Raw genomic sequence first — 18,344 nt, 5'->3', positions numbered from 1 at the left:
CCCGCTTGCGGGAGGGGCCGGGGGTGGGCCGTTGCTCACCTCCAGCGATTCCGTGCGCGGCAATATGCGCCCCCACCCCCAACCCCTCCCGCAAGCGGGAGGGGGGAGACGAAGAGAAATGACCGACACCGCCCTCACCAACCGCAAGGCCGAGCTGCTTTCGACCAAGGTCGAGCATATCGACATTACCAGCTTCGATGCGCGCCCGATCATCGATTCGATGGGCAAGATGAGCTTTACCAGCCGCGACCTTGCGCGGGCGACGGGCATCTACAACCAGATGCTCGCCGATCCCGACTGCACCATTTGCCTGGTGATTGCGGGTTCGACGTCGGCGGGCGGCTGCATGGACCTTTATGCCGAGCTGGTTCGCTCGAACATGGTCGATTGCGTGATCGCCACGGGTGCGACAATCGTCGACATGGATTTCTTCGAAGGGCTCGGCCACAAGCACTATCAGGCGCTCGAAGTGCCCGACGACGACACGCTGCGCTCGCTCTACATCGACCGCATCTACGACACTTATATCGACGAAGAGCAGCTGCAGGACTGCGACTTCACGATCAACAAGATCGCCAACGAGCTCGAGCCCAAGGCTTACTCTAGCCGCGCCTTCATCCGCGAAATGGGCAAATATCTCGCCGAGCATGGCAAGAAGGACAACAGCCTCGTCAAGCTGGCGTACGAGCATGACGTGCCGATCTTCTGCCCGGCGTTCGTCGACAGCTCGGCCGGCTTCGGCCTCGTCAAGCATCAGGTCGATGCGATGAAGGCGGGCAAGCCCTATATGATGATCGACGCGATCGCCGATTTCCGCGAGCTGACCGACATCAAGATCAAGGCAGGCACCACCGGCCTGCTGATGATCGGCGGCGGCGTGCCCAAGAACTTCATCCAGGACACCGTCGTCTGCGCCGAGATCCTCGGCCATGAGGATGTCGAGGTGCACAAATATGCCGTGCAGATCACCGTCGCCGACGTGCGCGACGGCGCCTGCTCGTCGTCGACGCTGCAGGAAGCGGCGAGCTGGGGGAAGGTCAACACCGGGATCGAGCAGATGGTGTTTGCCGAAGCCGGATCGGTGATGCCGCTGCTGGCGTCGGACGCCTATCACCGCGGCCATTGGAAGACCCGCGCCAAGCGCGCCTGGGGCAAGCTTTTCGCCTGATCTTGCCTTTGCCTCGATAGCAACTAGCCTCTCCCCCGGAATAGACATTCTCGGGGGAGAAAATATGCACAGTCCGATTCTGGCGCCGATCGTGGCGCTCGTGGCGTGGACGCTGGTGGTGTGGGCGTGGATGTATGCCACCCGCATCCCGGCGATGAATCGCGCCCGAATCGATGGGACCAAGATCGTCGGCACGACCGGTGCGGGCCTGCGCGCCGATCTCGTTGCCGGTGGCGAGGAGCGCGCGAGCTGGGTCGCGGACAATTACAACCATTTGCATGAGCAACCGACCATCTTCTACGCGATCGCGTTCGTCCATGCGCTGATCGGGACCGGCGACGGCCTTAATCTCCAGATCGCCTGGGCTTATGTGGGGCTGCGCGTCGTTCACAGCCTGGTGCAGAACAGCATCAATCGGGTGCTGATACGGTTTTCGATTTTCGTGCTCGCGTCGCTGTGCGTGATTGCGCTGACGCTCCATGCGGCGATGGCACTCTTCGGGCACCACTGACACAGTCGCGAAGCGAGCAGAAGCCACCGCCCCGGACCAATTTGATCTTGCAAGACCAAAGGGTAACGCCATGATCTGTCATGATTGTGGCGTAGCTTCGCGTTGTTGGCGTCCCCCTTTTTGCCGGAGAGGATAGAGCATCATGCCCGCACTGCGCATCATCGGTAACGAACTGCTCGATCAGGAAGAGTTTGAATCCGGCGGCTATGCCGAAAAGCTGCAGTTCGACGATCATGAGAGCCGCACGCGGCTGACGGCGCCATCGCCGTTTGCAGTAGCGCCCGCCGATGGAGCCACGGCAACGCCATCACCCATGCCGACGGCGAGCGACGACATCACGCCGCTGCCTCCGATTGCCTTCGGCCAGCCGCTGACCGTCGATATCCGCCACGTTTACTCGGGCCGGATCGGCTACAAGGAGTTTCTGGGGCCGACGGGCGACATCGCCGTCGTCTCAGGGGTGAAGGACTGGAGTACGTTCAAGGCTTCTGCGCGGGCGCTCAATTTCGTTGCGCCGCGCACGGGGCAATTCGCCAATCTGACCGGCCCTTCGGCGCTCGACGACGGCAGCCGCATTGTGGCCTATCAAAAGGCCGTGGTCGCCCGGCAGATCAATGTCGGATTCGAACTTGTCGCCGCGCCCGGATCGAGTCCCTCGGTGCTGGAGCAATTGGGCTCGGCGTTCAAGGCCTCGGCCGGCGTGCCGCTGTTCCTGCCCTATGCTGGCGCACTGCTTGCAGCAGGCCAGATTTTGCCGTTTGTGGGCGACCTGATCGAGCAATTGTCGCGCCCCTCACCCTGGTCGTCGAATGTCGATATCAACTTCGGGTTGCCCGGCACCCGACCGACGCGCGCTGAATTTCAGGCCGTGGTCAAGAACAAGCAGGCGCTTGCCGGATACCGCTATGAAGACGGCAAGGGCATGGTCGACGCGAGCGGCAGGCCCTACACCGGCTCCGAGCCCTATATCGTGATCGCGATCTATGGCGGGTCGATGCCCGAACTCGAGTCATTTACGCCATCGGTAATGTCAGCCGAGCTGGCACAACGCTTTTATCAGGCAAATTCGGGGATCGGCGGCGCCTTTGACGATTTACTCGGGATCATCAAGGTCGCGTCCGATGTGAAGTATCGGCAGGACGCCGAGGCATTGCAGAAGCGCCTGAGCGGCCTGGATGCCGAAAGCGAAGAGGCGAAAAAGCTCGAAGCTCAGCTCAAGGCCGTGCTCGATAACATCATCGACCCGACGTTGCGGCCCAAGAAGCCAGCCTGACTTAGCCGAACAGCCGCGACAGGCTCTTTTCGAGCATCATCAATTGCCACAGCGTGCGGCCGTGCTCGGCGCGGCCCGCGCGGTGGTCGGCGGCGAGCCGCTCGATCGCGGGCAAGGCAAACCAGCCGGTCCCGGCCAGCACCGATGACTGCGCCAGCGCCGCTGCTTCGGCAGCCAGCGGTCCGCGGAACCAGTCGCTGATCGGCGTCACAAAGCCCATTTTCGGGCGATAGAGAATGTCCTGCGGCAAATGGCGTTCGAGCGCGTGTTTCATCACCCACTTGCCCTGCCCGCGCTTGATCCGCATCGACACGGGCAAAGTCGCTGCGAATTCGATCAGCTTGTAGTCAAGCAATGGCTCGCGCGCTTCCAGGCTGACGGCCATGCTGGTACGGTCGACCTTGGTGAGAATGTCACCCGGCAACCAATGCTTGAAATCGGCATATTGGGCAGCGTCGAGCGGTTCACGCGCCGGGGCATGGCGCATCGTCTCGATATAGCGGTGCTCGGCCCGGTGCCCACCGAGCGCGGTCCGCGCCGTGTCGCTGAACAGCAGATCGCGCAGGACGGGTGGCGTAACGCCGACCGAGCGCGCATAGGCCGTCGCGCCGTCGTCAGCGAGGCCGAGGAAGGTCGTCTTGGCGCGAAACGGTCGCGGCGCCCAATCAGCCTTGGGGTAATAGCGTCCCAGCGTCCCGAACAGCTGCGCGCGCAAAGTGGCTGGAATTAAGCCGCGCAGCCGTTCCTCGGCGACCTGAAAGCGATAGCGGCGATAGCCGGCAAAGGCTTCATCGGCGCCGTCGCCCGACAGCGCGACCGTGACAGTCTCTCGGGCGAGCTCGCATACCCGATAGGTCGCAAGCGCCGAGGCATCGGCAAAAGGTTCGTCGAATGCGGCCGCCAACGTATCGATGAGCGCGAAATCATCGGCGGCGACCACGCGCTCGCGATGATCGGTCGCAAAGCGCGCGGCGATCTGGCTCGCGTAGCTACGCTCGTCATGGTCAGCAGCATCGAACCCAATCGTGCAGGTCTTTACCGCGCGGCGCGATAGCTCCGCCATCAGCGCGACGACGGCAGAGCTGTCGACGCCGCCCGACAGGAACGCGCCCAGCGGCACATCGGCGACCATCCGCAAGCGCACGGCTTCACGCATATGGGCGAGCAGTTCCTCCTCGACCGCCGCCGCCGATGCCCGCGTGCGGTTGGAAAAATCGAGGTCCCACCACTGGCGCTCTGCCGGCACCGGCTTGCCACGCTCGACGAGCAGGAAATGCCCCGCGGCGAGCTTGCGCACGCCCGCGACGAGGCACATGTCGTCGGGGACATAGCCGAACGCCATATAATCCTCGACCGCGCGGACATCGGGCGTGCGGCGGACAAGGGGATGCGCGAGCAGGCCTTTCAACTCAGACGCGAAAGCGAGCCCGCCATCCGACAGCATGACGTAATGGAGCGGCTTCACGCCCATCCGGTCGCGCGCGAGGAACAGCCGCTTGTCGCGATCGTCGTAAAGCGCGACGGCGAACATGCCGTTCAGCCGATCGAGCATCGCCGGCCCCCAGGCCGCCCAGCCATGCAGCAGCACTTCGGTATCGCTGTCGGTGCGAAACTGCGCGCCTTTCGCTTCCAGCGCGGCGCGCACTTCGGCGAAGTTGTAGATTTCGCCATTAAAGCTGACGGTCAGCGTCCCGTCGGCGCTGTGCATCGGCTGCGCGCCGCCGCCGAGATCGATGATGGCGAGCCGCCGGTGTCCCAGCCCGATCCCGGGGGCGGTCCATACCCCTGCCCCATCCGGTCCGCGATGCGCCTGCGCGTCGGTCATCGCAGCGATCCGCGCCGGGTCGATCGGCTTGGGAGTGCCGGGGTAAAACAACCCCGCAATGCCGCACATCAGTGGATGCCCGCGCTGCGGTCCGCGACGCGGTCGACGGGGCCCAGCGCCGCAAGGAAGCGCGCGATCGCCGCTTCGCCACCCGGCTCCTCGGCTGATACATGGACCGCGACCGCCGCTTGCCGCCCACCGAGCAGCCGCGCGCGCAGCGTTGCCAGCTTCACCGCCACCGGACTTGCCGTCAGCGTGCCGCCGACGCGGTACCAGCTGGCAACGATGCGTTCGATCGGCCCGGGCGCCGTGATCCGCATCGCCGCGCCGCCAGCAATCGACGGCAAGGCCGATACGCGCACCCAACGATCCTCTTCGCGAAGCGGGCCGACGCCGAACGCAATCACTTCATGCCCTTCGCGCTGCGCTCCATAGACGGCAATGGCAAGATCGACCTGATGCCCCTGCGGATCGGCGTAGCGACCGATCAGGAAATGGTCAGCGCCCGGGTAATTGGGCGACCAAGCCGCGCGCGTGCTGGGCGGCATGTGCCGCCAGCCGGGTATTTCAGGCAAAGCCACGCGCGTGGGAAGCGTATCGACGCGCCCCGCCGTCAAGCTGCTCCACGCTGGAAATGCTGCCGCAATCGTCACGACCAGAGCCGTAGCGAGCCAGGGGTCAAGGCCACGGCGGGGCGCGGGCAACTGCGTTACATCGATCCACGCCGCATCGGGGTCACGATCGAACCAGCGCCAGCCGATCGCGAGCACCGCCGCCATCACGATCCCGAAGAACACCCAACCATAAACGATATGGTCAAACCCGGTCGCCGCCTCGACCGATGTCAGGTGCGCGGCATAGATCGTGCCGAACGCGCGCAGCCCGTTGGCGATCACCGGCACCACCAGCGCCATTGCCAAAAACGCTGCGCGTCGCGCCCAGCTCATGTAGCAGACATTGGCGACAAGCACGCCATAAGCCAGCATCGCGATCACAAATTTGGCGCCGGAACAGGCCTCCGCGACTTCGAAATAGCCATTGGGAATGGTGATCAGCACGCCATCGACCTGCGCGGGCACGCCCGCCAGATGCAGCAGCGGCAGCGTCATCGCGACCGTGACTTGTTGCAATGGTCGCTCCAGCCCCTCGCCGAACGGCACGCAGAAATAGGCATAGAGCAGCGGGAACAGCAGCCCGCGCGCAATCTGTGGCCCCAGCAGCGTCACCACCGCGCCTTGCAGCATCGTGACCAGCCCGAAATGCCGTGCAAGCGCGACTCCACCCGCCTCGCCCGCCAGCCACGCCAGCCCGCCGGCCGCGACGATCGTGAGGCCCGGCGCCCATGCGACAGGCGTTAGCGCCGCAAGCTCGCGGCGCCGCTGCCACACCAGCCAGCCGACGACGGGGCCAATGAACAGGCAGTGGCCAAAGGTCGTGCTTGTCCACCAGATCCGGATGAGATCGGCGGCATCGCGAGCGAACAGCCCGATGAGCAAGGCAAAAGTGCCGAGCAACATCGACAGTTGCCGCCGCCACGCCTGTGGCGCGGGCGCAAAATCGTCCGCCCTCAACGCAATGGTCATACCGCGCCCATGCGTTCCCTGACCGGGCCGAAGGACCGTCCCAGGATCGGATCGAGCGCCGCCAGCCGTGCCGGCCAGCCATAACGCTTCAACACCTGCGCGCGGGCCGCCTTGCCGAGCGCATGGGCCTTGGCCGGATCTTCGATCAGCGCCGTGATCTGGTCGGCCATCTCGCCTACGGTCGTGCCGATGCGGATCGTGTCGCCATGGTCGATGCCCTCAGCCGCTGCCGCCGATGCGACCAGCGGCCGCGCCATTGCCATTGCCTCCAGCACCTTGTTCTGCACGCCGCGCGCGAGCAGCAGCGGTGCGACGACGACATGCGCCGCCGCCAGCCAGCCGCGCACATCGGGAACTTCGCCAGTGACGATGACACCGGGCAGTCTGGCGAGCGCGCGGACCGCCTCATTGGGGTTGCGGCCGACAATCACGAAACGCGCGGCCGGATGCTTCACCTGAATATGCGGCAGCACCGTCTCGGCGAACCAGCGCACGGCATCGACATTGGGCCGATAGTCCATCTGGCCGGTAAAGACGATCAGCGACCCGGCAACCGTTTCAATGCGCTTGAAGTGCGCGCCGGGGTCAAAAAAGGCCGTGTCGATCCCGTTTTCGACGACATGGACGCGCTCGGCCTTGGTCCGTTCGCGGAACAGCGCGGCTTCGGCTTCGCTGACGAACAGGCTGGCGGCGGCACGGGCGGCAACACCGCGATCATGTTGCAACAGCAGATTGGCCTCGCGCTGCATCATCCAGCGCATCGGGCCGCGTGCATTCTGGGCATAGGCCGCAAATTTCGCCGAATCCATGTCGCAAAAGTCCATGACGACCCGGAACCGGCCTGAAGACGGCAGATATTGCGCCATCTGGCTCGAAAAAACGAAGATGGTGTCGATCGAATGACGCGAGATCACGTTCTGCACGGCTTCGGCAAAGACCCGGCTTTCGAACGCAGCCAGCGACACCGGACGCCGCCACAGCAGTGCCTGAAGTGCGGCGATCCACTGCGGCTTTGATCGGAAGATGATTGACCGGCTTGCCGTAAACGGCACCAGCCCGCCCTTGCGCTTTAGGTCATTGGATGTGTCGGCAAAGGCAATCAGGTGAACGCGGCTACCCCGCGCGAGATGCCTGAGCATGTGGAAGCCGCGAATCTTGTCGCCACGGTCGGGCGGAAAGGGAATGCGGTGCGCAAGGAAAAGGACGTCGCCCATTCAGCCGAGCCCGGCAGCGATCATCGGTCCCGCGCGGTTCGCGATCCACAATGGCAGCTTTTTCCAGCGCGCGATCTTGGCCTGGTAGCGCGGATTGAGCGGATTGACGTCGCGCGCGACCTGTCCGTCTGCGCTGCGCTTGAAATAGCGCAGCGGCACGCCCTCAAAACCCCAGTGATGTTTGTAGGCGGCAGGGCCAGTGCCGGTTTTCGACCGGCCAAAGTCGAACCGCGTGCAACCGCGCGCGCGGGCATGGCTCATCAGCGCGAAATACATCCGCTCATTTGCGCGCAGCGCACGCGCGGCAAAGGTGCCCCCGCCCCAATAGGGATAGGCCGTTCCGCCAAAATAGAGCGTTAAGACGCTTGCCACCGGCACCCCCTGCTGCAGCACGACGGCTATATCAGAGTCTGCGCCAAAATGAATGAGCGCTTCACGAAACAATTTCCGTGGAAAAACAGGCGTACCCAGATTTCGGACCGATTCGGCATAGACGGCGAAGTGCTGCGACTGTGCCCGGTCGTCGCGCGCGAACACGACTTCGAGGTCGGCAGCGAGCCCCTTGCGCACCTCCGCGCGGTGCTTGCGCGGGATGGCGGCAAGCTCTGCCTCGTCGTCGGCAGCCAGCGGCCGCGCGAAATTGAGATAGGTGGTGTCGTCGACCTGCCAGTCGTCCCCCGGATGCGGCCCGCCGCGCATTTCCATCGTCGGGCAGCCAAGCTTTTGCGCGAGCGACCAACCCGCTCGGGCAAGCGGCGCAATCGCGTCGTCGGTGTCGGCAAGAATACCTCCGCCGACCCCAAAGCCCGAAGACACCAGCGCGCGCCCGAACAGCATCGAGCGAATTTCGGTCAGCGGCAGGATGCCAGCGATTGCGCCATTCGCGCGCTCGGCGATCAGGCAATGCGCGCGCTGGCCGCAGCCGATCGCGACCGCGCGCTGCCATGCCGTCAGGTGAAAGGGAGTCGCCCCAGAATGAGCGCGCACGAAATCATCGATCTGCCCACACTCGCGCGGGTCGCCCAAATCGGCCATGCGAAGGCCGAGCGGCGTCGCGAGCAGCGGCAGCGTCATGCGCGCGCCGCTTCGGCGGCGACGACTTGATCGACGCGTCCCCATTCATGTTGCTTGATTAGCGTGCGCAGCTTGCCCGCCATCGCGCCGAGCCGACTGTAATGGCGCAGCCGCGACTTCAGCGGCGCCTTGGCCACGCGCGGCTGGCCCGGATCGATTTCCCAAGGGTGAAAATAGAAGACCGCCGGGCGCGCGGCGGCGTTGACCTGACGCACGGCCCAGCTCGAAAAGGCGCCGGGGAACAGCCGGAAAAAGCCGCCGCCGGTTGCGATCCGCTTGCTGCCGACTTCGGCGACCGTGACCGGCAATTCGATAAGGTCGCTGTCGCCGAGCGGGCGAAAGGCAAAGCGCGGCGCATCAGGCCAGCCATAATGATCATGCGCCAGCGGCGCGACACTCGACGAGTAGCGATACCCCGCCTCGGCGAGGATCGGGTGCGCCCAGGGCGTGCGGTGATCGATCGAAAAGCTCGGCGCGCGGTAGCCGGTGACTTCGGTGCCGCCCGCATCCTCGATCACCGCGCGCGCGCGGGCAAGATCGGCGCGGAACTGGTCAGGCGTCATCGTGAAGACGCGCTGATGATCCCAGCCATGGCTCGCAATCTCATGCCCGCCGTCGACGATGCGGCGGATCAACGCCGGGTAGCGTTCGGCCACCCAGCCAAGCGTGAAGAAGGTTGCCCGCACGTCGCTTTCGGCAAACAGCGCGAGTACGGCATCGGTGTTGCGCTCAACGCGCGGCGTCAGCCGGTCCCAGTCGGCCTTGTCGATCACCTTTTCGAAGGCGCCGACCTGGAACCAGTCCTCGACATCGACTGACAACCCGTTGAGCATTGCCACCTCCTTAACCAGCGAGGCCGCGATACGCCGCCAGATCAGGCCGGTGGCTGTCGCTCTCGATCCAGTCGATCAGCAGCGTCAGGATACGCCGGAGCGCGGCCTCCTGCTCCTCGATGCGCGCTTCAAGCGCGGCGATGCGGGCATCGGTTGCGGTTTGCGCATCGCGATCCCGTCGCGCGTCATCCGCGACGGCGGTGATCCGGTGTCCTTGCAGCGCAACGAGTTCGTCCAGACTCGCGATCTGGTCTGCCAGCCGGGCGATTTCCGCATCGCTGACGGACGAACCCGGGGCGGCCGCGAGGTCGGGGCGCGGTGCCTCGGAGTCGCGCACGACCGCACGGACAATGGGCAGCGGCAGCGGGGGCGCCGCTTCCGGTTCAACCTCGGCAGGAGCAGGCTCATTGGCGGCAGGTGCAGCAGGCACCGGCGCCTCGGCGGCGGCCTTGATCGCCGCATCGCCATTCATGTCGGCAACCACGAGGTCGACTGTGGCGCCATCGATCAGGTCGAGCTGTTCGATTGCACCGTAGAGCATCACGCGCCCGGCTAGCTGGTTCAACCGCCGCGGCACACCGTCCGACCCGGCATAAAGCGCGGCATAGGCATCCTCGGTAAAGCTTGGCCGGCCATGCCACCCGACAATCCGGAGCCGGTGCTGGATATAGGCAGCGACTTCGCTTGCGCCCATCGGGTCGAGATGATGCGTCGCGATCACGCGCTGGCGCAACTGCTCGAGCCGTGCCGAACCCTGCAACCGCTCGCGAAACTCAGGCTGGCCGAGCAGGAAAATCTGGAGCAGCGCATGGCCGCCCGCCTGAAAATTGGACAGCATGCGCAGTTCTTCGAGCGCATTGGTGTGCAGCGCCTGCGCCTCGTCGACGATCAGCAAGGTGCGGCGCCCGCCGCGGGCGACCGCGTGCAACCCGCGCTCGATCGCACTCAGCAGTTGCGCCTTGACCATATCGGTCGGATCGATGTCGAGCCCGCTTGCCACCATGCGGAGCAAGTCGTCGGCCTCGATCTGGGTCGACACAATCCGGATCGCATGCAACCGCTCGCGATCGATCGTCGCCATCAGATGCCCGACCAGCGTAGTCTTACCCGCGCCGATATCGCCGGTCACGACGATGAAGCCTTCACCCTGGCTCAGCCCATAGCCAAGATAGGCCATCGCCTTCTTGTGCGTGGCCGATTCGAACCAGAATTTGGGATCGGGCGTCAGCTGGAACGGCCGGCCGCTCAATCCATAATGCTCATCGTACATCGTTACCGTCCCGTCCCGGATACGCCGGGTCGTCAGAAGGAATAGCGGCCACCGATCAGCGCCTGAATCGACGTGATCGACGGTGCCTGATCCTGCCCGAAATTATAGATGCCGACCGAACCAAAGGCATTGAACCGCCCGAACTGCCGGTTGATCGTGCCCGTCGCACCGACATTATAGACGCCAATCTGCGTGCCGATCCCGCTCTTGTAGTAATTGGCGAAGATGTTGCCGTCGATCGACGTCCGCGTATCGAGCTGATGGTTGATATACGCCTGAACGTAATAGCTTTCGTCTTCAAAGCCGTCGATCGTGAAGCCCGGCCCGGCGTTTGACGCCAGGTAATCGCGGTTCGCATAACCCGCACCGACGCCGAAATTGGTGCGACCGCGCGTGACCGACACCACTGCATCAACGCCACGCGACCGGAAAGCCGAGGTCGACACCGATTGCAGCGCGCTGTTCAGGCAATTTCCGGCCGCGCCGCCTTGCGCGCCGAACACGCAACCGTTGAAACCTTGGCCGATCGTGTTGCTGCCCGGATTGAAGCTGGTCGGGATGTCGCTCAGGCTGCTCTGGAGTTGGCGACCGAAGGTCTGGATACCGTCATAGCCCGACACGCGCACGGCGACCGTTTTGGACGCCTGATAGGTCAGGCTGCCGACCGCGCTGAAGCTGCCATAGCGTTCGCCGGCATGGACTTCGAGCTGGGTGCGCTGATTGGGCCGCCAGACCACGCCCGCGTCGTAATAGAGCCCGTCGAAATCATAATCGATCCGGCGCTGGCCATTGGGATCGATCTGGAAGCGACCGCGATTGTCGACCACCGGCTGACCGGCGGCATCGAACAGCGCGTCGCGGTGCGAGATGTTGATGTTCTCATAGCCGACGCCCGCCGTCAGCGCGAGCGTGCGGCTGACCGGATAGAGCACGTCGAGCCGACCGAATTTGCCTTCATAGACCTGATCGAGCTGGCTCGCATCGTCGCGCGACCAAGCGCCGCTCAGGGTGATCCCGACCGGCAGCACGCTGCCCGACTTCAGGTTCAGGCTGGCCTGGGCCTGCTGGCTGCGCGAATCGTCGAAAACGTCGAGCCGCTGGCCATTAACTGGGCTGACGATGCTCGGCGCCTGTACCTTGGTATAGCCGAAGCGATAACCGCCGCTGACGCCGAGTTCGCCGATGTGCGAGCCGAACGTCGGCCCGGCATAGACGGCATAAAGCTGGCTGATATTGGCGACATTGCCCTGCAGGACGCCGGGCGCCGCGCCGCGAATGTCCGAGCGGGTGCGGGTCGCGAGCGCACCGCCTTCGATCGTCAGCGGTTTGGCGACCCGGACGGCGGCACGCAGCAGGCCGCTGTGGATATCGGTGTCGGCCAGCCGGTCGTCATAGGCAAAGCGATGTTCGTAGCGATAGCTAGCCTGCACCTGCACACGCCGTGTCTGCACCGTCGCGTCGATGCCCGCGGCGAGCGTGGTGTAGGTCAGCACATCGTCATTGGTGAGATCAGCCGTCACGATCTGCGACGCCTCGATATAGGGCGTGATCTGCCTTTCGCGCGCAGCGGCAGGCACGGCGAGCATCGCCGTCCCCACTGCCGCCCCGATCATGAGCTTGCGCATCATGCGTCCTCCATCCCGTAATAGCTGCCGAAGCGGCGCCCGCCGGGGGCATGGGCGACGGCGTTGAGCACCAGTTGAATTTGTTCGCACCCGTCGAGCAGGGCGACCGCTTCGCGCAGGTCGCTTTCGCTGGTGCGGTCGGCGCGGACGACCAGCATGATCTGTCCGACATGCAGCGCGAGCGTGGCCGCGGGCGATGCAGCGAGCGCGGGCGGCGAATCGAACACGATGATGCGGCGCGGATCGGCCGCCAGAATGGCGTCGAGCAGCTGCGGTGTGCGCGCGCTCGCCAGCAGTTCGGTATCCTGGTTCGATCGCGTCCCCGCGGGCAGCAAGCTGAGCTGCGGCACATTGGTGCGGACGATATAGTCCTCGACCTCGGCAGTCGGGTCGGCGAGCACATCGAGCAGCCCCGGGCGATCCTCAAGACCGAGCCGCGCCAGCACATCGGGCTTGGCGACATCGGCATCGACCAGCACCACTTCGATCTCGCGTTCGGCAGCAAGGCTGAGCGCAAGGTTGATCGCGCAATAGGTCTTGCCCTCATGCGCATTGGCGGATGACACGAGGACCGCACGCGCGCGCGTGCCGTGCGAGGCCGCCACCGCGCGTGCGGTCAGCAACAGCTGGCGCTTGACCAGCCGGAATTCCTCGGCGAGCGCATTGACCGGCGCACCGGGGACCAGCAGCCCCTGCTCGGCGAACCGTGCGGGGTCGATGGTTACAACCGGCTTGGCAGCGCTGGCAAAGCGCGGCGCTGCCCGCGGATCAGCGGGCGGTGTCACCGGGGTGGCCGGCTCGGTGACTGCACGCAGCTCGGCTTCGCTCACGGCATCGGCCGGGATCGGTCGCGGTCCAACATCGCGCGTGCGGAAAGCGGCGTCGAAATCATACACGTTCGCCGCGCGTTCGAGCAGCGACGGGCGACGCTGAGTGGCCGGATCGCTCATGCCGTCAATCCCCGCTGAATGAATTCGACCCCGATCAAGCCGACAAAGGCAACGACGAGCCCGGCCGTGCCGCTGGCGAAATACAGCAGCCGCTGGCGCCGCACGACGCGCTCGGCGCTGGTCACCATTTCGCTGATCGCGCCAATCACCGGCAGGCCGGTCGCGCGTTCGAGCCGGGAAGCCGTCGAAAAAGTTGTCTTGAGCTGGCCAAGCGCAAAGGCCGCGCCGACACCGGCGCCGATGCCGGCGATCAGCACACCGGTCAGCAGCAGCGGGCGATTGGGCGCCGACGGCGCACGCGGCGCCGCTGGCGGATCGATGACGCTGAACTTGACGGCATTGGTCTGGTTTTGGACCTGGCCGCGCAACTTGATCTCCTCGCGGTCGGCGAGCAGCTTGTCGTATTGGTCCTTCAGCACCTGATAGTCGCGCTCGAGCTGCGCTTGCTCGGCGGCTGCCGTGGGGTCGCCAGCGAGCTTCGACTGAAGCTGGTTGAGGTCGTTCTGGATCTGCGCCTTGCGTGCGCTGAGCGCGGCGACCTGCGCCTGCTTGTCCGCCTGCAGCGACCGCAGCGATGCATAGATCGGATTGGGTGTCCCTGCTCCGCCCGCGCTCAGCGGCTCGTTGCGGGCGGCTGCCTGCGCCACGGCAAGTTGGCTCTTGAGCGCGACCACATCGGGATGCTGGTCGGTCCAGCCCCGTCCGCGTGCCTCGGCCAGCTGGCCAAGGATGGCGTTGACCCGCGCGCGCGCCGGCCCGGCCGCACCGCCCGCCGCGCCCGGCGTGTTGGCCGACTGCCCTGCCATCTGGCTGGTCAACGCCGCGAGGCTGCTTTGCGCTGCGGCAAGATCGGTTTCGACCTGCGCCATCTGGCTGCGCGCGGTCGCGATGCGATCGTTGAGCGAGCCGGTACCCGGCAGCGACCCGAGATAGCGGTTCTGGAAATCGGCGCGCTTGGCTTCCGAATCCTGCAACTGTTTCTGGCGCTGGGCTAGCTGACCGTCGAGGAACTGCAGCGTCGAGCTTGTCTCGTCACGATCGCCCGTCAGATTTTCCTCGACGAAGATATCGATCAGCTTCTGGACGATCTGCTTGGCGAGCTTTGGGCTCGGCGCGGTTGCCGAAATCTCGACGAGATTGTCTTGCTGCGCGACGACCTTGATCGCCGCTTGCAGCGCGGCGACGCGGTCGGCGACGTCGCGATCGGTTGCGACGCTGTTGGCCATGTCGGTGCCACGCACCACCTTGGCGAGGTTGATTGCCGAGGTCAGCGTCTGGCGGACCCGGTCGAGGTCCTTGGCCTGTTCGTCGGGCGAAATGCCGATCTTGCCCGGGAGCAGCGACTGGACCTGGATCGAAACGCGCGCCTTGGCGGTATAGGTCGCCGGGATCTGGGCGACCGCGAACCAGCCGAGCACGCACACCCCCCACGCAACCGCGAGCGCCAGCCAGCGCCGCAGCCAGATGCCGTGAAGGACGATCCGGATTTCGTCGTAAAGGCCGTTCATTTCATCAGGCCCCAATCAGAACATGCTTTCCGGGATGATGATCACGTCCCCGGGTTGCAGTTTCACATTCGCGCGCGAATCGCCGTTCTTGAGCAGGCTCGACAGGCGCAGCGCATATTCCTTCTGCTTGCCGGTCGTGCGGTCATAACGGATCAGCTTGGCGCGGTTGCCGGCGGCGAACTCGCTCAGGCCGCCCACCGCGATCATTGCGTCGAGCAGCGTCATGTTGGCGCGATAGGGAATCGAGGCAGGCTTGCCGGTCGCGCCGACGATGCGCACCTGCTGGCTGAAGGTCCCCGAGAAATTCTCGACGATGACCGAGACGATCGGATCCTTGATATACTCGCCGAGCGCGAGCTTCAGGTCGTCGGCCAGCATCGCCGGCGTCTTGCCGACCGCGGGCATGTCGTTGATCAGCGGCGTGGTGATGCGACCGTCGGGACGAACCTGCACCTTCGCGGACAATTCGGGATTGCGCCAAACAAAGACGTTGAGCTGATCGAGTGGCCCGATGATATACTCCTCGCCCGGTGCCTCCTGCGTCGCGACATAAGATGCCGGCGGCAGTTCGGGCCGCCCGCCACCACCGACGCAGCTCGACAGCAGGGTGAGCGACAGCGCCGGAGCGGCGCCGAACTTGGCAAGCAAACGCATCTGCATCACTGCAAAACCTCCTGTCTGCGCGCGCGACCGGTGACGTCATCCGATCGGGCGTGCAGCTACAGGCTCGGCTATGCGATCAAGAGGTGAAGATAGCGTTAGGATTGTCTGAAGAACCGGCCACAATCTCGGCTGGGGCGGGGTGCCCCAGAAACGCCGTCGGGCTCGCCGAGCGGCCATAGGCACCAGCGAGGAAAATCGCCACGACATCGCCGATTTCGGCTTTCGGCAGCGCGATCTGATCGCCCAGCCGGTCGAGCGGTGTGCACAGGCAGCCGACGATGCTGACCGTTTCGGCCGGTAGCTCGCCGAGGTGATTTGCCAGCGCAATCGGATAGTTACGGCGCACTACCGTACCGAAGTTGCCACTGGCGGCGAGTTGGTGATGCAGCCCGCCGTCGACGATCAGGAAGGTCTCGCCCCGGCTGACTTTGCGATCGACGATACGCGTCAGATAGACGCCTGCCTCAGCGACCAGCCAGCGCCCGAGTTCGATCGCAAACCGCGCGCCTTGCAGGCAGGCGGGCAGTGACGTCATGGCGTCGCCCAGCGCCGCGCCAATTGCTTCGACATCGACCGGGCGATCGCCGGGGAAATAGGGCACACCGAAACCGCCGCCGATATTGACCAGCGGCGGCACGACGCCGATCGCCTCAGCCAATCGCACGGCGAGCGCAAGCGTTGCCGCCTGGGTGTCGATCAGCGCCTGAGTGTCGAGCGCCTGCGAGCCAGCGAAAATGTGGAAGCCGCGCCAATCGGCACCACTGTCGAGGATGGCGCGTACCAGTGCGGGCACTTCCTCCGGCTCGACGCCGAAGGGCGAGGCGCGCCCGCCCATCTTCATGCCCGAGCCGCGCAGCTCGACATCGGGATTGACCCGAACGGCGAGCCGCGGCTGCACGCCGATATCGGCACCGATCGCGATCGCGCGTCTGGCTTCGCCGCTGGATTCCAGATTGATCGTGACACCCGCCGCGATCGCTGCGCGGAGTTCGTCATCACGTTTCCCGGGACCCGCGAAACTCACCGGCTTGCCGGGCGCGGCCGCCTGCACCATCGCCAGCTCGCCCGCCGAGGCAATGTCGAGACCGTCAACCAGCGGCGCGACCGTCCCAATCAGCGCGGGATTGGCCTTGACCGCATAATGGATCGCAACGCCCGACGGCAACGCGGCGCGCAGCCGCGCGACACGGGCAGCGACGATCGCAGAATCATAAACGAACAGCGGCGTATCGCCAGCAATCTCAATCCATTCAGCAGCACTCTTCCCGGCAATTCGTAACTCACCCCGTTGCTCAGCGAATTCGGGCGGGATCGGTCCCATCGGCTTCATGGCGCAATCTCCTGCCGGATCGCCGCGCGATCGAGCTTGCCATTGGCGTTGTGCGGCAAGGCGTCGCGCCAGTCATAACGGCTCGGCTGCATGAAGTTGGGCAGTTCGGCGCGCAGCCGTGCCCGGATTGCGGTTTCGGCCGCCGTGGCATCACCTGCCGCACGCGCGACCACCACGATCGCTTGCCCCAGGCGCGGGTCGGGCACGCCGACGGCGACCGCTTCAGCCGCTTCACCGCCGCGCAACACCGCCTCTTCGATCTCGGTCGGGCTGATGCGGTTGCCCGCACTCTTGATCATCTCGTCATCGCGGCCGACGAAGCGGAACAACCCTTCAGCATCGCAAACAACAGTATCGCCCGACCACACCGCTGTGCCGCCATAGCGGCTCCACGCCGGCGCGGGGCGAAACCGCTCGGCCGTCCGCGCCGGATCGCGCCAATAGCCTTGCGCGACCAGCGGACCGGCGTGGACAAGCTCGCCGGCTTCCCCCGCCGTGGCCTGCGTGCCGTCGGGTCGGACCGCCATGACTTCGGCGAAAGGAATGGCACGACCGATCGACTCCGGGTGCGTGTCGACCAGCGACGGCGGCAAATAGGTCGAGCGGAACGCTTCCGTCAGCCCGTACATCGGATAGAGATCAGCCGCCGCGAACCGGGCGCGCAAGCCGCTGATCAAACTTGGCGTCAAGGCGCCACCCGAATTGGTCAGCCGCCGCAGCCGCGCCGCAACATCATCGGGCCACGCTGCCTCGAGCAACTGGACCCAGAGCGGCGGCACGCCCGCCAGCGTCGTGATGTCGTGCCGCTCAACCGCCTTGATGACATCACGCGCGGTCAGGAAATCAAGCGGAATGATGCACCCACCCGCTGCCCAGGTCGAAAACAGCTGGTTTTGGCCATAATCGAAGCTGAGCGGCAGCACGCACAGCGTCCGATCTGCTGGCATCAGGCCGAGATAGTGCGCGACGCTGATTGCGCCGAGCCACAGATTTGCGTGGCTGAGCATCACCCCCTTCGGCCGCCCGGTCGATCCCGACGTATAGAGGATCGCGGCAAGGCTGTCGGGGGCAGCGTTCGACGGCGGCATGACGTCATCGCCTGCGATATCGCCTTCATCGACAAGGTGGCAATCTGCGGGCACATCGCCTGCCTCCAGCGTCGCGGCACGCGCCGACTGCGTAACCAGCATCGCCGCGCCGCTGTCGTCCAAGATATGCGCCACCTGCGCTCGCTTGAGGACGGGGTTGATCGGCACATGCACCAACCCCGCGCGCGGCACCGCCAGCGGAAGGATGCAGGCCGTGCGCGTCTTGGGGAGCCAGCTTGCGATGCGGCTGCCCGGCGGCATGCCCAATGAGGCGAGCCACGCCGCCGTCTGTCCGACCCGCGCTTCCAGTCCGCCGAAATTGAGCGTGCCGTCGCGATCCTCGATTGCGACGGCATCGGGCATGCCGTGAGCCGGCAACGTATCGATTGGTCGCGGCACGGGATCGAGCAAAATCATGACGCCTTGATA

General features: G+C 65.2%; 15 protein-coding genes. 3 read left to right on the top strand and 12 right to left on the bottom strand.

The features are described from left to right. The first annotated feature begins 118 nt into the window (after window positions 1-118). From AX672_RS08330 to AX672_RS08320, 3 genes are all read left to right on the top strand, one after another. Window positions 119-1,168: a 1,9-bis(guanidino)-5-aza-nonane synthase gene (locus AX672_RS08330; protein WP_066650684.1), complete on the top strand. Its 1,050-nt coding sequence runs from the start codon at window positions 119-121 to the stop codon at window positions 1,166-1,168. A gap of 64 nt (window positions 1,169-1,232) precedes the next feature. Next, on the top strand, window positions 1,233-1,679 hold the full coding sequence (locus AX672_RS08325; protein WP_066650683.1) for an MAPEG family protein: 447 nt from the start codon (window positions 1,233-1,235) through the stop codon (window positions 1,677-1,679). 142 nt (window positions 1,680-1,821) lie between these two features. Further along, entirely contained in the window at window positions 1,822-2,952 is a 1,131-nt protein-coding gene (locus AX672_RS08320) for a hypothetical protein (RefSeq protein ID WP_066650682.1), read from the top strand. A gap of 1 nt (window position 2,953) precedes the next feature. Here AX672_RS08320 and AX672_RS08315 read toward each other — a convergent pair whose 3' ends face one another. From AX672_RS08315 to AX672_RS08260, 12 genes are all read right to left on the bottom strand, one after another. Then, window positions 2,954-4,846 carry an XrtA/PEP-CTERM system amidotransferase gene (locus tag AX672_RS08315; RefSeq protein ID WP_066650681.1) on the bottom strand — a complete coding sequence of 631 codons (1,893 nt, stop codon included), beginning with the start codon at window positions 4,844-4,846 and terminating at the stop codon, window positions 2,954-2,956. Beyond that, window positions 4,846-6,360 carry an exosortase A gene (xrtA, locus tag AX672_RS08310; RefSeq protein WP_066650680.1) on the bottom strand — a complete coding sequence of 505 codons (1,515 nt, stop codon included), beginning with the start codon at window positions 6,358-6,360 and terminating at the stop codon, window positions 4,846-4,848. The genes AX672_RS08315 and xrtA overlap by 1 nt, the downstream gene beginning before the upstream one ends. Continuing rightward, window positions 6,357-7,574 (bottom strand): TIGR03087 family PEP-CTERM/XrtA system glycosyltransferase, encoded by a 1,218-nt coding sequence (locus tag AX672_RS08305; RefSeq protein WP_066650679.1) that lies wholly within the window; start codon window positions 7,572-7,574, stop codon window positions 6,357-6,359. The genes xrtA and AX672_RS08305 overlap by 4 nt, the downstream gene beginning before the upstream one ends. Continuing rightward, complete coding sequence (locus AX672_RS08300) at window positions 7,575-8,648, bottom strand: FemAB family XrtA/PEP-CTERM system-associated protein (protein ID WP_066650678.1); 1,074 nt, start codon at window positions 8,646-8,648, stop codon at window positions 7,575-7,577. Next, complete coding sequence (locus AX672_RS08295) at window positions 8,645-9,481, bottom strand: XrtA system polysaccharide deacetylase (protein WP_066650677.1); 837 nt, start codon at window positions 9,479-9,481, stop codon at window positions 8,645-8,647. The genes AX672_RS08300 and AX672_RS08295 overlap by 4 nt, the downstream gene beginning before the upstream one ends. Before the next feature lie 10 nt (window positions 9,482-9,491). Continuing rightward, window positions 9,492-10,751 (bottom strand): ExeA family protein, encoded by a 1,260-nt coding sequence (locus AX672_RS08290; RefSeq protein WP_066650676.1) that lies wholly within the window; start codon window positions 10,749-10,751, stop codon window positions 9,492-9,494. Window positions 10,752-10,783: 32 nt separating this feature from the next. Next, the gene (locus AX672_RS08285) at window positions 10,784-12,379 is read right to left on the bottom strand and encodes a hypothetical protein (RefSeq protein ID WP_066650675.1); all 1,596 of its coding nucleotides are present in this window, start codon (window positions 12,377-12,379) and stop codon (window positions 10,784-10,786) included. Then, entirely contained in the window at window positions 12,376-13,326 is a 951-nt protein-coding gene (locus AX672_RS08280; protein ID WP_066650674.1) for an AAA family ATPase, read from the bottom strand. Before AX672_RS08280 ends, AX672_RS08285 begins: the two co-directional genes overlap by 4 nt. Then, window positions 13,323-14,834, bottom strand: coding sequence for an XrtA system polysaccharide chain length determinant (locus AX672_RS08275; protein ID WP_066650673.1), 1,512 nt, complete (start codon window positions 14,832-14,834; stop codon window positions 13,323-13,325). Before AX672_RS08275 ends, AX672_RS08280 begins: the two co-directional genes overlap by 4 nt. Before the next feature lie 15 nt (window positions 14,835-14,849). Then, the gene (locus AX672_RS08270; RefSeq protein ID WP_066650672.1) at window positions 14,850-15,494 is read right to left on the bottom strand and encodes an XrtA/PEP-CTERM system exopolysaccharide export protein; all 645 of its coding nucleotides are present in this window, start codon (window positions 15,492-15,494) and stop codon (window positions 14,850-14,852) included. 79 nt (window positions 15,495-15,573) lie between these two features. Continuing rightward, the gene (locus tag AX672_RS08265) at window positions 15,574-16,827 is read right to left on the bottom strand and encodes a pyridoxal-dependent decarboxylase, exosortase A system-associated (protein ID WP_066650671.1); all 1,254 of its coding nucleotides are present in this window, start codon (window positions 16,825-16,827) and stop codon (window positions 15,574-15,576) included. Next, window positions 16,824-18,332 carry an AMP-binding protein gene (locus tag AX672_RS08260; RefSeq protein WP_066650670.1) on the bottom strand — a complete coding sequence of 503 codons (1,509 nt, stop codon included), beginning with the start codon at window positions 18,330-18,332 and terminating at the stop codon, window positions 16,824-16,826. The genes AX672_RS08265 and AX672_RS08260 overlap by 4 nt, the downstream gene beginning before the upstream one ends. Window positions 18,333-18,344: the final 12 nt, after the last annotated feature.

This window comes from Sphingomonas sp. CCH10-B3 (assembly GCF_001556185.1).
Taxonomy (GTDB): Bacteria; Pseudomonadota; Alphaproteobacteria; order Sphingomonadales; family Sphingomonadaceae; genus Sphingomonas; species Sphingomonas aquatica.
This window is presented reverse-complemented; position numbering and strand designations above follow the sequence as displayed.